The 14,144-nt window shown below is 62.7% G+C and carries 13 protein-coding genes; 9 read left to right on the top strand and 4 right to left on the bottom strand.

What is annotated here, in order from left to right; genetic code table 11:
* Positions 1-62: 62 nt before the first annotated feature.
* The 6 genes from M1D99_RS15310 to M1D99_RS15285 all read left to right on the top strand — a co-directional run bounded on the left by M1D99_RS15310 (position 63) and on the right by M1D99_RS15285 (position 6,898).
* Positions 63-1,337: an ABC transporter substrate-binding protein gene (locus tag M1D99_RS15310; protein ID WP_458130388.1), complete on the top strand. Its 1,275-nt coding sequence runs from the start codon at positions 63-65 to the stop codon at positions 1,335-1,337.
* A 21-nt stretch (positions 1,338-1,358) separates the two neighbouring features.
* Entirely contained in the window at positions 1,359-2,321 is a 963-nt protein-coding gene (locus M1D99_RS15305) for a carbohydrate ABC transporter permease (protein WP_458130387.1), read from the top strand.
* Positions 2,318-3,160 (top strand): carbohydrate ABC transporter permease, encoded by an 843-nt coding sequence (locus M1D99_RS15300; protein ID WP_186705888.1) that lies wholly within the window; start codon positions 2,318-2,320, stop codon positions 3,158-3,160. The genes M1D99_RS15305 and M1D99_RS15300 overlap by 4 nt, the downstream gene beginning before the upstream one ends.
* Before the next feature lie 31 nt (positions 3,161-3,191).
* Complete coding sequence (locus M1D99_RS15295; protein ID WP_458132111.1) at positions 3,192-4,331, top strand: ABC transporter ATP-binding protein; 1,140 nt, start codon at positions 3,192-3,194, stop codon at positions 4,329-4,331.
* Entirely contained in the window at positions 4,328-5,830 is a 1,503-nt protein-coding gene (locus M1D99_RS15290; RefSeq protein ID WP_458132110.1) for a glycoside hydrolase family 32 protein, read from the top strand. The genes M1D99_RS15295 and M1D99_RS15290 overlap by 4 nt, the downstream gene beginning before the upstream one ends.
* A gap of 75 nt (positions 5,831-5,905) precedes the next feature.
* Entirely contained in the window at positions 5,906-6,898 is a 993-nt protein-coding gene (locus M1D99_RS15285; RefSeq protein ID WP_458132109.1) for a LacI family DNA-binding transcriptional regulator, read from the top strand.
* A gap of 180 nt (positions 6,899-7,078) precedes the next feature.
* On the opposite strand, the gene M1D99_RS15280 is transcribed toward M1D99_RS15285, so the two are convergent.
* Positions 7,079-7,684 carry a TetR/AcrR family transcriptional regulator gene (locus tag M1D99_RS15280; protein ID WP_186705884.1) on the bottom strand — a complete coding sequence of 202 codons (606 nt, stop codon included), beginning with the start codon at positions 7,682-7,684 and terminating at the stop codon, positions 7,079-7,081.
* Between the two features lie 166 nt (positions 7,685-7,850).
* Here M1D99_RS15280 and M1D99_RS15275 point away from each other — a divergent pair, with 166 nt between their 5' ends.
* The 3 genes from M1D99_RS15275 to M1D99_RS15265 all read left to right on the top strand — a co-directional run bounded on the left by M1D99_RS15275 (position 7,851) and on the right by M1D99_RS15265 (position 10,909).
* Entirely contained in the window at positions 7,851-8,945 is a 1,095-nt protein-coding gene (locus M1D99_RS15275; RefSeq protein WP_458132108.1) for an alkene reductase, read from the top strand.
* 69 nt (positions 8,946-9,014) lie between these two features.
* Entirely contained in the window at positions 9,015-9,803 is a 789-nt protein-coding gene (locus M1D99_RS15270) for an SDR family NAD(P)-dependent oxidoreductase (RefSeq protein ID WP_458132107.1), read from the top strand.
* 89 nt (positions 9,804-9,892) lie between these two features.
* Positions 9,893-10,909, top strand: a complete 1,017-nt coding sequence (locus M1D99_RS15265; protein ID WP_434576281.1) for an NADP-dependent oxidoreductase — start codon at positions 9,893-9,895, stop codon at positions 10,907-10,909.
* 20 nt (positions 10,910-10,929) lie between these two features.
* Here the strand turns inward: M1D99_RS15265 and M1D99_RS15260 are convergent, their stop codons facing one another.
* Genes M1D99_RS15260 through M1D99_RS15250 form a run of 3 tightly spaced genes read right to left on the bottom strand, consistent with a single transcriptional unit; the run spans position 10,930 to position 14,141 of the window.
* Positions 10,930-12,540, bottom strand: coding sequence for a gamma-glutamyltransferase family protein (locus M1D99_RS15260; protein ID WP_458132106.1), 1,611 nt, complete (start codon positions 12,538-12,540; stop codon positions 10,930-10,932).
* Between the two features lie 42 nt (positions 12,541-12,582).
* Complete coding sequence (locus tag M1D99_RS15255) at positions 12,583-13,362, bottom strand: amino acid ABC transporter ATP-binding protein (protein ID WP_053184086.1); 780 nt, start codon at positions 13,360-13,362, stop codon at positions 12,583-12,585.
* Positions 13,363-13,364: 2 nt separating this feature from the next.
* Complete coding sequence (locus tag M1D99_RS15250) at positions 13,365-14,141, bottom strand: amino acid ABC transporter permease (protein ID WP_250964382.1); 777 nt, start codon at positions 14,139-14,141, stop codon at positions 13,365-13,367.
* Between the last annotated feature and the right edge of the window lie 3 nt (positions 14,142-14,144).

Here is a 14,144-nt window from a genome sequence, read left to right as displayed (position 1 = left end):
ACACTGCTACATTTGGCGATGTTAACGTTAACTTTTCTAAAAACAAAAATAAAGAGGGCTTTATGAAACAGCTCAAATCGTTCCTTCCAGCGGCGTTGCTCGGTCTTTGCGTCGGGTTTCCAACCCTGTCGATGGCCGCCAACCTGACGATTTCCTGCGGCGCCGTGGGCGCGGAATTGCAACTGTGCAAGGAGGCTGTCGAGGCCTGGTCGAAGCAGACCGGCAACAGCGTCGAGGTAGTATCCACGCCTAACTCGGCGACCGAGCGGCTGTCGTTCTACCAACAGATCCTCAGCGCGCAATCCAGCGATATCGACATCATCCAGATCGACATGGTGTGGCCGGGCATGCTGGCCAAACACTTGATGGACCTGCGCGAAGTGCTGCCTGCCAATGCGACCCAAGGTTATTTCCAGGCCCAGGTGGACAACGCCACGGTGAACGGGCGCCTGGTCACCATGCCGTGGTTCACCGACTCGGGGCTGCTGTATTACCGCAAGGACTTGCTCGAGAAATACAACAAGCCCGTGCCCCAGACCTGGGAAGAAATGACCACCACCGCCAGGGTTGTCCAGCAAGCCGAGCGCGATGCCGGGAACGCCAACGCCTGGGGTTATGTGTTCCAGGGGCGCGCCTATGAAGGCCTGACCTGTAATGCGCTGGAATGGATCAGCAGCCAACCGCAAGGCGGCCTGGTCAATGCCCAAGGCGACATCGTGGTTAACAGCCAGGCCTCAAGGGCGGCGTTGACCTTGGCCAAAAGTTGGGTCGGCGACATCGCCCCCCGTGGCGTGCTCAATTACACCGAGGAAGAAGGACGCGGTGTGTTCCAGTCGGGCAATGCGCTGTTCATGCGTAACTGGCCGTATGTGTGGGCCCTGGTGCAAAGCCAGGACAGCGCCGTGAAGGACAAGGTCGGCGTCGCGCCCCTGCCCCGCGGCGGCGCGACGGGCACCCACGCATCCACACTCGGCGGCTGGGGCCTGGCGGTGTCGCGCTACAGCGCCAACCCCAAGCTCGCCGCCGAACTGGTGAGCTACCTGAGCAGCGCCCAACAGCAGAAACACCGCGCCCTGGTAGGCGCCTATAACCCAGTGATCGAGTCGCTCTACCAAGATCCCGAGTTGCTCGCGGCCATGCCTTACTACAGCCAACTGCACAGCATTCTCAACGATGGGGTCATGCGCCCCGCCTCGATCACCGCCGACCGCTATCCACGGGTCTCCAATGCGTTCTTCGATCAAGTGCATGGCGTACTGGCGGGCGAGCGGCCGGTGGATCAGGCCCTGGCCGAGCTGGAAAGCGAACTCACACGAATCAAACGCCGGAACTGGTAAGCCACAAGGAAGGAAATCACCATGTCTGCCTCCACCACACTCGCCCCTGACGACGAGTACCTGCTCACCCGGGAAACGCCGGTACAACGCCGTCGCGTTCGCGCTGCCTGGCTGTTCCTGACCCCGATGCTGCTGTGCCTGGCCCTGGTGGCGGCCTGGCCGCTGTTGCGCACGTTCTGGTTCAGCCTGACCGACGCCAGCCTGGCCGACACCGGCGACGCGACCTTTGTCGGATTGAGCAACTACCTGTTTTATAGCGGTTCCGCCTGGTCAGGCATCCTGGTCGATCCACAGTGGTGGAATGCGGTGCGCAACACCTTGCATTTCACCGTGGTCTCGGTGGGATTGGAAATGGTCTTGGGGTTGCTGGTGGCGCTGCTGCTCAACGTCCAGTTCAACGGACGCGCCCTGGTGCGGGCGTTGATCCTGATCCCTTGGGCGATCCCGACCATCGTCTCGGCGAAAATCTGGTCATGGATGCTCAACGACCAGTTCGGCATCATCAATCACCTGATGCTCGGCCTCGGCCTGATCGACGCGCCCCTGGCCTGGACCGCCGACGCGGACCTGTCGATGTGGGCGGTGATCATCGTCGACGTCTGGAAGACCGTGCCGTTCGTTACCCTGCTGATGTTGGCGGCCTTGCAAATGCTGCCCAGCGATTGCTACGAAGCCGCCCGGGTCGATGGCATTCACCCGGTCAGGGTGTTCTGGCGGGTCACCCTGCCGCTGCTGATGCCGGCGTTGTTGGTGGCAGCGATCTTCCGCATCCTCGATTCCCTGCGGGTCTTCGACGTTATCTATGTGTTGACCTCGAACTCGTCGAGCACCATGAGCATGTCGGTGTATGCCCGCCAGCACCTGGTGGAATTCCAGGACGTCGGCTACGGCAGCGCCGCCTCGACCTTGCTGTTCCTGGTCGTCGCGGTGATTGCCATGGCTTATCTGTACCTCGGACGCCGTCAGCTGGAGGTGCGCTCATGAGCCCGCGCCTGCTGAAAAAAGCCCTGTTGCGCCTCGGATTCTGGTGCCTGATCGGAATCTTGCTGGTGTATGCGGTCTTCCCGTTCTACTACGCCATCGTGACGTCGCTGAAGCCGTCCAGTGCCCTGTTCCAGGTGAGCTACTGGATCGACAATCCCGACTTTTCCAACTATGCCGCCGTGCTCAACCAGGCCTCGTTCCTGCGGGCCATCGGCAACTCGCTGGTGGTGGCGCTGTGCGTGGTCACCCTGGCGCTGTTCCTCAGCCTGACCGCCGCTTATGCCTTGGGTCGGGTGAAGTTTCGCGGGCGCGGTCCGGTGTTGATGATGGTCCTCGGTGTTTCGATGTTTCCCCAAGTCGCGGTGCTGTCGGGACTGTTCGAGGTGATCCGTTTCCTGGGCCTGTACAACACCTCTTGGGCGTTGATCCTGAGCTACACGATTTTCACCCTGCCCTTCACCGTCTGGGTGCTGACCACCTTCATGGGGCAACTGCCCCATGAGCTGGAAGAGGCCGCGATCATGGACGGTGCCTCACCCTGGATCACCCTGACCCGGGTGCTGTTGCCGCTGCTCTGGCCGGCACTAGTCACCACTGGCCTCTTGGCCTTCATCGCCGCGTGGAACGAGTTCCTGTTTGCCCTGACCTTCACCCTGACCGACTCGCAACGCACGGTCCCGGTGGCCATCGCGCTGATTTCCGGCGGCAGCCCCCATGAGTTGCCCTGGGGCCTGTTGATGGCGGCGTCGGTGCTGGTCACGGTGCCCTTGGTGATTCTGGTGCTGATCTTCCAGCGCCGCATCGTTTCCGGCCTCACTGCCGGTGCGTTAAAGGGTTGAGGCCCAACACAAATAAGAAAGGAACCGCATCGTGATCAAGTTGAAGCTGGACAACGTGAACAAACAATTGGGTGGCGCGCGCATTCTTCGTGACGTCAGCCTGGAAATCTCGGCCGGTGAGTTCGTGGTCTTCGTCGGCCCTTCGGGCTGCGGAAAGTCGACCCTGCTGCGCCTGATCGCCGGGCTGGATTCGATCTGTGGCGGCGACCTGCTGATCGACGGTCGCCGGGTCAACGACCTGGAGCCGCGCGAGCGTGGCGTCGGCATGGTGTTCCAGTCCTATGCGCTGTACCCGCACATGAGCGTCTACGACAACATCAGCTTTGGCCTCAAGTTGGCCAAGACCGAAAAGACCAGCCTGCGCGAGCGGGTGCTGAAAACCGCGCAAATCCTGCAGTTGGACAAGCTGCTGCAACGCAAGCCACGGGAACTGTCGGGCGGCCAGCGCCAGCGCGTGGCCATGGGCCGGGCCATGGCGCGGGAACCGGACATTCTGTTGTTCGATGAGCCACTCTCCAACCTCGACGCCTCCCTGCGCGTGCAGATGCGCAACGAAATCGCTCGCCTGCATGGGCGACTCGGTTCGACGATGATCTACGTGACCCACGACCAGGTCGAAGCGATGACCCTGGCCGACAAGATTGTCGTGCTCAATGGCGGGTGCATCGAGCAGGTCGGCTCGCCACGGGAACTCTATGAGCGTCCGGCCAGCCGTTTTGTCGCTGGCTTCCTCGGGTCACCCCGGATGAATTTCATTGCCGCGTTCCTGCATACGCCGGGCGAAACCAGCCAGGTGGAAAGCCTGGTGCTGGGCATGACGTCCCTGCCCGTCGACAGCTCGGGCCTGGCGGCGAATACCCAACTGAGCCTGGGGATTCGCCCGGAACATCTCTCCCTCAAGGCGGCACAGGGAACGACCGGCCTCGTGGTGAGCGCGGTCGAATACCTGGGGAGTGAAACCTATGTGCACCTCGACACTGGCCAGGACGAACCCATGGTCTGTCGTTGCGAGGTCAACGCCGGATGGCGGGTGGGTGACCGGGTCGAGCTGCAACTGGATATCGACAACCTGCATGTATTCGACGCCCACGGCACGGCGTTGAAGCGCCGCACCATCGACAGCCTGCCTGCTGGCGTCGCTCCACGCCCGGCATCTGCGGGCGCCCTATGACCTTGTCCTTGAAGAACATGAACAACCCAACGCCAGCCTCTCTCGAAAGGGCCCAGCAGGCCCTGATCGATAACCTGCCTCACCTGATCCATGACTATCGACCCGACTATCACCTGGCCCCGCCAACGGGTTGGATGAACGACCCTAACGGGGTGGTGTTCTTTCGTGGCGAGTACCACGTGTTCTACCAACACCACCCCTTCGACGCCAAATGGGGCCCGATGTACTGGGGCCATGCCAAAAGTGCCGACCTGGTCCATTGGCAGCACCTGCCCATCGCCCTGGCACCCGGCGACGACTTCGACCGCGACGGCTGTTTTTCCGGTAGCGCGGTGGTGTGTGGCGACACCTTGGCGCTGATCTACACCGGGCACACCTGGTTGGGAGATGTCGGTGACGAACGCTTCATCCGCCAGGTCCAGTGCCTGGCCACCAGTGTCGACGGCGTCCGGTTCGTCAAGCATGGCGCCGTCATCGAGCACGCACCGCAAGCGGCAATCATGCACTTTCGCGACCCCAAGGTCTGGCAGGAAGACGGTTATTGGTACCTGATTGCTGGCGCACGCCTGGGCGACACGCCGCTGCTGCCGCTGTACCGCTCCGCCGATCTGCACACCTGGGAATTTCTCGACTACGTGTCCAGCGGCAATGAGGGCGATGGCTATATGTGGGAATGCCCGGATCTGTTTCGCCTGGACGGACGGGATGTGCTGCTGTATTCCCCGCAAGGCATGAAGCCCGAAGGTTATGAACGGCTCAACAAGTACCAGACCGGTTATCGCATTGGCCAGCTCGACAGCGACTGGCACTTCAGCGGCGGGCCGTTCATCGAGCTGGATAACGGTCACGACTTCTACGCCGCGCAAACGCTGGTGGCCGCCGATGGTCGGCGCCTGGTGTGGGCCTGGCTGGACATGTGGGAAAGCCCGATGCCGAGCCAGGCCCATCACTGGTGCGGCATGCTCGGTTTGCCCCGCGAGCTGGAATTGCAGGGCGATCGCCTTGGCGTGTTTCCGGCCCGAGAGCTGACGGCGCTGCGCCAGGCGCCGTTGCCGAGCGTCGCGCCATGGGCTGAGTCCGGCAGCCGCTGGGTGCCGCAGGTGACAGGCGACCGGTTGGAAATCCATGTGCACCTGGATCTGCTCGGTTGCAGCGAAGGCCAACTGGGCATCGCCTTGCGCTGCAGTGCCGATGAGCGGGAACAGACGCTGCTTTACTACGACGCGACCCTGCAACGCTTGGTGCTCGATCGCAGCCGCTCGGGTGCGCAAGTGAGCGGTCAGCGCAGCGTGTCGATCGATCAGGCGCAAACGCAACTGCACCTACGGGTGTTTCTCGATCGCTCGTCCATCGAGGTGTTCGAGGACAATGGCCGTTTCAGCCTCAGCAGTCGCCTCTATCCCCGGCCCGACAGCCTCGGGGTGAAACTGTTGGCCAACGGCACTGGCGGGCGCGTCGCCATTGCCAACGCCTGGCCGCTGGGCTCGGGTTGGCTATGAGTCACGTCATCCGAGTCGCGAGAAGCGCGGGCGCTGTGGCATGATTCGGCGTCAACCTGACTGGCCGCACTTCGCATGACTTCCGTGAAAGACGTTGCACAGCTGGCCGGCGTATCCCTGATGACGGTTTCGCGAGCGCTCAACACGCCGGAAAAACTGAGCCCCGAAACCCTCGAGCGGGTCCGTCGCGCCATCGATGAACTGCAATTCGTACCGAGCCTGTCGGCGCGCCGGATGCGCGGCGACAACCTGCAAGCACGCACCATCGGGGTGTTCGCACTGGACACCGCGACCACGCCGTTCGCCGTCGAGTTGCTGCTGTCCATCGAGCAGACCGCGCAGCAGGCGGGCTGGAATGTGTTCATCCTCAACCTGCTGAGCAACCCGCCCACCGACCAGAACATCGACCTGATGCTGTCGCACCGTCCCGATGGCTTGATCTTCAGTGCCATGGGCTTGCGCCAGGTGAGCATTCCCGAGCGACTCAAGCGCAAACCGCTGGTGCTCGCCAATTGCCTGGCCGATGACCACCAGTTGGTCAGCTATGTGCCGGATGATGAAGCCGGGCAGTATCGCGCCGTGCATCATGCGTTGAGCCAAGGCTATCGGCGCCCGCTGTGCATCAATCTGCCCAGGAAAAGTGTGGCCTGGCGCCTGCGTCAGCAGGGCCTGCAACGCGCCTGCCAGGCCTTCGGGCTGGCGCCGGATGCGCTCCTGCAATACGACCTTTCCGATCACGATGCCTACGGTGAAACCGCCGCCATTCTCGACCGGCATATCGTCGACGGCCGTCCGCAATTCGACATCCTGGTCTGCGGCAACGACCGCATCGCCTTTTGTGCCTATCAATGGCTGTTGGGCCGCGGTTTGAAAATTCCCGGCGATGTCGCGGTGCTCGGCTATGACAACATGATCGGCATCGCCGAACTGTTCATGCCGCCATTGACCACGGTGCAACTGCCTTACTACGAGATCGGTCGCCAGGCGGCCCGACACCTGATCGAGACCCTTGAGGTATCGGGCCCTCAACCGGTGGATTGCCCGCTGGTGATCAGGGCATCGCTATAAGGCCGCCTGCAACCTGTGGCCAGAGATGCACCTTTTTTTGCTTAAGTGAACAGCATCATGATCACTCCAATCCCTGTGGGAGCTGAGCTTGCTCGCGATAGCGGTGGGTCAGGCTGCATTGAAGTTGTATGTGCCGCCGTCATCGCGAGCAAGCTCGGCTCCCACATTGATCTCGGGTGCTTATGATTCGGTGTCCACGGCAGGCTGCTGCGCGGGTGCTGGCGGCAACGACGCGATGATCCGGGCGCGGCACACCTCGAGAATTTCATCCGCCAGGGCGGAATCGTCCGGGCAGGACCGCGACAACATGATCGCGCCGACGGCATGGGCCAACATGTCGAGCATCTTCGCCCTCACCTCTTGCTGCGGCGCCTCTTGCCCGGTGTCGTACTGGCTTTCAAGCGCCGCCAGGGTGTTTTCGATGCCGTTGGCAAAGGTCGCCTTCAGCTCGGGCGGTTGACGGGCAGCATCCCCGCACAGCGCCGCCATGGTGCAACCGCCGCCAGGGGCGTCACGGTGCTCCCTGGACACGTAGACATTGACGAACTCAGGCACGCCGATACCCACATTGTTGGTCAGCGATTGCGCCAGGCCGTTCGCGGCCGCTTCGGCCATCAGGTCGGCCTTGGAGCCGAAATGTTTGTAGAAACCGCCATGGGTGAACCCGGCGGCCGCCATCAGATCCGCCACACCCACGCCGTCAAAGCCTCGCTCACGAAACAAGACAGAGGCCGTCTCGACGATGTGCTCCCGATTGGCCTGGGCCTGGGCCTTGGTTACGCGCATTTTTCACTCCCTCGTGCTGCTCAAAATCATGCTCACATCATACATAGATGTCGAGCATAATCAAATTCGTTGACAGTTTAGATTTCGGTCATCATCCTAATGAAAAGCCCGCTCACGTCGGCAGGCTGTGCGCAACGTTTATCCAAACATACGGAAACAAGACACCATGACCGACCAGAACCTGTTCACGCCCTACACGCTGGGTAACCTCACACTGTCCAACCGAGTGGTCCTGGCACCGCTGACACGTAACCGTGCGGGGCAAGGTTTTGTACCGAGCGAGTTCGCGGCCACTTACTACAGCCAGCGAGCGTCCGCCGGCCTGCTGATCTCCGAGGCGTCACAGATTTCCCGGCAGGGCCAGGGTTATCAGGACACGCCCGGGATCTACACGCCGGCGCAGATCGACGGCTGGCGCAAAGTCACCGAGGCCGTGCATGCCGAAGGTGGGCGGATATTCCTGCAACTGTGGCATGTCGGTCGGGTTTCCCACGTCGACCTGCAAGAAAACGGCGCCGCCCCTGTGGCCCCCTCCGCTTTGCGTCCGGCGACCAAGGTGTTCGTCAACAACCGTTTCGAGGACGTTTGCGAACCGCGAGCGCTGGACATCGACGAGTTGCCGGGGATCGTCAACGATTTTCGCCAGGCGGCGGCGAACGCCATCTCGGCGGGATTTGATGGCGTAGAAATCCACGGCGCGAACGGCTATCTGCTGGACCAGTTCCTCAAGGACGGCGCCAATGTGCGCACCGATGCCTACGGCGGCTCGATTGAAAATCGCGCTCGCCTGCTGCTGGAAGTGACCGCGGCCGTCGTGGAAGAAATCGGGGCCGAACGCACCGGCCTGCGCATCTCGCCCGTCTCGCCGGCCAATGGCGTGTCCAGCAGCGCGCCCCAGGCCCAGTTCGACTACCTGGTCGATCAGCTCAATGCCTTGGACATCGTTTACCTGCACGTGGTCGAAGGCGCGACGGGCGGGCCGCGCGACGTTGCGCCCTTCGACTTCGGCTCATTGCGCCAGCGCTTCAGGAACACCTACATCGCCAACAACGGCTACGACCTGGACCTGGCCACCGCGCGGCTCGTCGAAGACCAGGCTGACCTGATCGCTTTCGGCCGGCCGTTCATTGGCAACCCGGACCTGGTCGAACGGCTCAAGACCGGCTCGCCATTGTCGGCCTTCAATCCCGCCACGCTCTACGGCGGCGGTGCGGCGGGCTACATCGACTACCCGACGCTCGCTGAATCCAGCGCGCGGTAATCCTGACCAGAACCCATCGGCGCACCTGGAAAACAGCGCGCTAACGTTCCCTGAAAAAGAGAATCACCCATGAACACTCGCACAACCGTTCTCATCACTGGCGCCTCCACCGGCATCGGCGCTGTCTATGCCCAGCGCTTTGCCCAACGCGGGCACAATCTGGTCCTGGTGGCCCGCGACAGCACTCGCCTTGAAGCGCTGGCCGTCAAGCTGCGCAGCGAACACAACGTTGCCATCGACATTCTCCAGGCCGACCTCACCCAGATCAGCGACCTGACCACCGTCGAAGCCCGCCTACGGGACGACGCCAGCATCGGCATCCTGATCAACAACGCCGGTGCCGCCCAGTCCGGCAGCTTCATCGAACAGTCGACCGACAGCGTCGCGCACCTCGTGTCGCTCAACACCACCGCGCTGGTCCGGCTGGCCAGCGCCATCGCCCCACGCCTGGTCCAGGCGGGTGACGGGGCGATCATCAACATCGGCTCCGTCGTTGGCCTGGCACCGGAGTTCGGCATGTCGGTCTACGGCGCGACCAAGGCGTTCGTGTTGTTTCTCTCCCAGGGCCTCAGCCTGGAACTCTCCCCGAAAGGCGTCTACGTTCAAGCTGTCCTGCCAGCGGCCACTCGCACCGAGATCTGGGAGCGCGCGGGCATCGACATCAACACCTTGAACGAAATCATGGAAGTCAGTGACCTGGTCGATGCCGCGCTGGTCGGCTTCGATCGTCGCGAGCCGGTCACCATCCCGCCCTTGCAGGAAGAGGCGCGCTGGGATGCCTTGCAGGCGGCGCGCCAGGGCCTGCTCGGGCAAATCAAGCAGTCCCAGGTTGCCGAGCGCTATCAAGACCTGGCGTGATCGACGTCTAGCGGGCGCCGGCGCGAAGGAACGCGCCGGATGGCTCGACGCCTGCCCAGCCTGCTGCCCCCTTATGAGAACCAAGCACCATGAAGGCATTTCTAATCGACCGCTACGGCAAGCACAGTGGCCGTATCGGCGAGGTACCGGCCCCTGAAGTGGCTGACCACGACGTTCTGGTCCGCGTCCACGCCGCCAGCGTCAACCTCCTGGATTCGAAGATCCGCAAAGGCGAATTCAAACTGATCCTGCCCTACTCGTTTCCGTTGACATTGGGGCATGACGTAGCCGGGGTCGTAATGCGGGTGGGGTCCCGTGTCCAACAGTTCAAGCCGGGCGATGAAGTCTATGCCCGCGCCCCGGATGGGCACATCGGCACCTTTGCCGAGCAAATTGCAGTGAACGAAAATGCCCTGGCCCTGAAACCGGCAAACCTCAACATGGAACACGCAGCCGCCCTGCCCTTGGTCGCCCTGACGGCCTGGCAGGTATTGGTGGAAACCGCGGGATTGAAGAAAGGGCAAAAGGTCTTTATCCAGGCCGGTTCAGGGGGCGTCGGCACCCTCGCCATCCAGCTTGCCAAACACCTCGGCGCCTTCGTTGCGACCACCACCAGCACCCCCAATGTGCCTTGGGTCAAAGCGCTGGGGGCCGACGTTGTCATTGATTACAAGCAGCAGGATTTCTCCAGCGTCCTGCAGGACTATGACGTCGTGTTGAACAGCCTGGGCGCCGATGAACTGGAGAAGTCGCTGAAGATCCTAAAGCCCGGCGGCCAGCTCATCTCCATCTCCGGACCACCCTCCCCGCAGTTCGCCCAGGCCCAGGGATTTTCCTGGCCGCTGCGGCTGATCATGGGCCTGTTGAGCAGCGGCATCCGCCGCAAGGCCCGCCGACAGGGCGTGAGCTACGCCTTCGTGTTCATGCGCGCCAGTGGTCCTCAACTGCGCGAGATCACCACGCTCGTCGAGGCCGGCAACCTCAAGCCGGTGATTGACCGTTCCTTCCCTTTCGACGCGACGGCCGATGCCTTGGGTTATGTCGAACAAAGTCGTTCGAAAGGCAAGGTCGTCATCAGGATTCACTCAGGAATGACCGATGAGTGAAACCCGTTAGCCTACGTTCATCACCACACCGCAATGTGCGAATCCGCCCGGGGTTCGGTCCCGCCGCACAGCACACCGCTGAATGGGTCGCGCAGGATGATCTGGCCGCGACCATAGTCGGTCAGGTCACTGGCGATCTGAACCTCATGCCCCCTGCGCGCCAGGGCATTGGCCAGGTCCCGTGAGGCCCCGTGCTCGATCCCGACCTTCATGTCGCCCAGCCATTGCCAGCGCGGTGCATCCAGTGCCGCTTGCGGGTTCAGGCCGAAATCCACCAGGTTCATGACCATCTGCACATGTCCCTGGGGCTGCATGTAGCCGCCCATCACCCCGAAGGGGCCGAGGGCCTCGCCATTGCGGGTGAGGAAACCGGGAATGATGGTATGGAAGGTCTTCTTGCCTGGGGCCAGGCAGTTGGCGTGGGTCGAATCGAGGCTGAATTCCTGCCCTCGATTCTGCAAGGCAATACCGCTGTTGGGCAGCACCACGCCAGAGCCAAACCCGTGGTAGTTGCTCTGGATGAACGAGACCATGTTGCCCTCCCCATCCGCGGTCGCCAGGTACACCGTGCCGCTGGCGTGGGGGTCGCCGGGCGCGGGCGGTTGGGCCTGCTCGCCGATCTGCCCTCTGCGATGGGCGCTGTAGTCATCGCTGAGCAGGTCAGCCACCGCCACGCGCATGTGCAGGGGGTCGGTGATGTAGTGCAGGCCGTCGCTGTAGGCCAATTTCATCGCTTCCAATTGACGATGCCAGGTCTGTTGGCTGTCGCGCTGATCAAAGTCGAAGCCTTCCAGAATCTTCAGGGCCATCAAGGCCACCAGGCCCTGCCCGCTCGGCGGGATTTCCCAGACATCCACGCCTCGGTAGTTGACGTGAATAGGGTCGACCCACTGGGCGCGATAATCCTTGAGGTCCGAGGCGCGCAGGTAGCCGCCGCTGGCCCGGGAGTGAGCGTCCAGGCGCTCAGCCAGGGCACCGCGATAAAGGCTTTCGCAGGCGGTGTCGGCCAGTTCCTGGAGCGTGCGCGCCTGGGCCGGGTTGCGAAAGATCTCCCCGGCCCGTGGCGCCCGGCCGTCGATCAGGAACGTCTCGAACCAGGCCTCCAGGACGGCATCGCGATGGGGTGCGAACTCGTCCACGGCTATCTGCCATTGATGGGCAACCACCGGCGACAGCGCAAAGCCGTCCCGGGCCAGGCTGATGGCCGGCTGCAGCAGCTCGGCGAAAGGCAGCTTGCCAAAGCGTCGGGACAGCTCGGCCCAGGCCGATGGGCAGCCCGGGACCGTCACCGGCGTCCAGCCATAGACCGGCATTTTTTCATGGCCAGCGGCCTTGACCGCCTCGATGCTCAAGGCCGCCGGCGCATGGCCGTTGCCGTTGAGGCCATGCAGTTGGCCCTTGCACCAGACCAGCGCGAAGGCGTCACCGCCGATCCCGCAGCCCGTGGGCTCCACCACCGTCAGCGCGGCCGCCGTGGCGATGGCAGCGTCGATGGCATTGCCGCCTTTTTGCATGATCTCGATGCCCGCCTGGGCCGCCAGGGGCTGGGACGCGGCGACCATGCCCCGGCGGGCGAAGACGCTCTGGCGCTGCGACGGATAAGGGTACTCGTGGGCAGAAAATTTAAGCATGGCAAAAACTCTTCAAGACAGGAATTCGGTGGCCGGGAAACGTCACAGCACGCGGCTGAGAAAAGCCCGGGTGCGCGGATGAATCGGATGACAGAAAATCTGCTCCGGCGGCCCTTGCTCGATCAGCTCGCCCTGGTCGAGCACCACCACACGGTCCGCCACTTCCCGGGCGAAGCCCATTTCGTGGGTCACTACGACCATGGTCATGCCCTCCTCGGCCAATTCCTTCATCACTTGCAGCACCTCGCCGACGGTTTCCGGGTCGAGGGCGCTGGTGGGTTCATCGAACAGCATGGCCTGGGGCTTCATGGCCAGGGCCCGGGCAATCGCCACCCGCTGTTGCTGGCCGCCGGAGAGCATCGATGGGTAGTGATCGGCCTTGTCCGCCAGGCCGACCCGCTCCAGCAACCCGCGGGCCTGTTCCAACGCGGCGGCGCGAGTCACACCGAGCACCTGGATTGGCGCCTCGATGATGTTTTCCAGGGCGGTCATGTGGGGAAACAGGTTGAAGCGCTGGAACACCATGCCTATGTCCCGCCGCTGCCGGGCGATGTTGCGCTCCGACTCACGAACCAGGCTGCCATCGGCCCGTTCGCGATAGCCCATGGGCTGGCCATTGACGCGGATGCGTCCGCCCTGGATGTCTTCCAGCAGATTGATGCAACGGATGAACGTGGTCTTGCCCGAGCCCGACGCACCGATCAGCACCACCACTTCGCCGCGCCGCACTTGCAACGAGATGCCCTTGAGAATCTGCAACTCGCCGAAGGACTTGTGAACGTCCAGCGCCTCGATGATCAACTCTTCGCTTTTATGCGCCATGGTCAACGTGCCCTCAGCAGGTTCAGGGTGCTGCGGCCGAACATCCGCGTCGACGCCGGCGGTGGCGACGAAGGCCGGTCCGACTGGCCGAAACGGGCCTCCAGCCAGCGCTGGAAAAAGCCCCACAGCGTGGTCAGCAACAGAAAGTAGATCGCCACCACCAGGTACAACTCGAACACCCGGAACGTCGCCGAGGTGACCATTTGGGTACTGAGCAACAATTCCTGCACGCCGATCACGCTGACCAGCGTGGTGTTCTTGAGCATCACGTTGAACTCGTTGCCCAACGGCGGAACGATGACCCGAAACGCCTGGGGCAAGACAATGCGCCGCATCAGTTTGGCGAAGGTCATGCCCAGGGAGCGTCCGGCCTCGTATTGACCCTTGTCCACCGCGCCGATGCCGGCGCGGATGATCTCGGCCATGTAGGCGCCCTCGTTGAGGCCCAGGGCGATGATCGCCGCCTGGATATTGCCGGGAATCACCAGCCCAAACAGGTCGATGTCTTCGAAGCGGAAAATCCCGCCGGCAGCCAGCGCGGTGTAGAGAAAGACGATCTGCACCAGCAACGGCGTGCCGCGCATCAGCCACACGTAAAAGCGCACCGGCACATGCAGCAACGGGTTCTTCGACAACCGCAATAGCGCGGCGGCCAGCCCCAGCATGCAGCCCAGCAACATCGCCAGCACACTGATCAGGCAGGTCAGCCAGAGCCCGGTGAGGTACACGCCACTGGGCTGGAGCAGGTACTGCCAGAACACATCCCAATTGAAATTCATCGA

It is taken from the genome of Pseudomonas sp. R3-41 (genome assembly GCF_054161485.1).
This window is presented reverse-complemented; position numbering and strand designations above follow the sequence as displayed.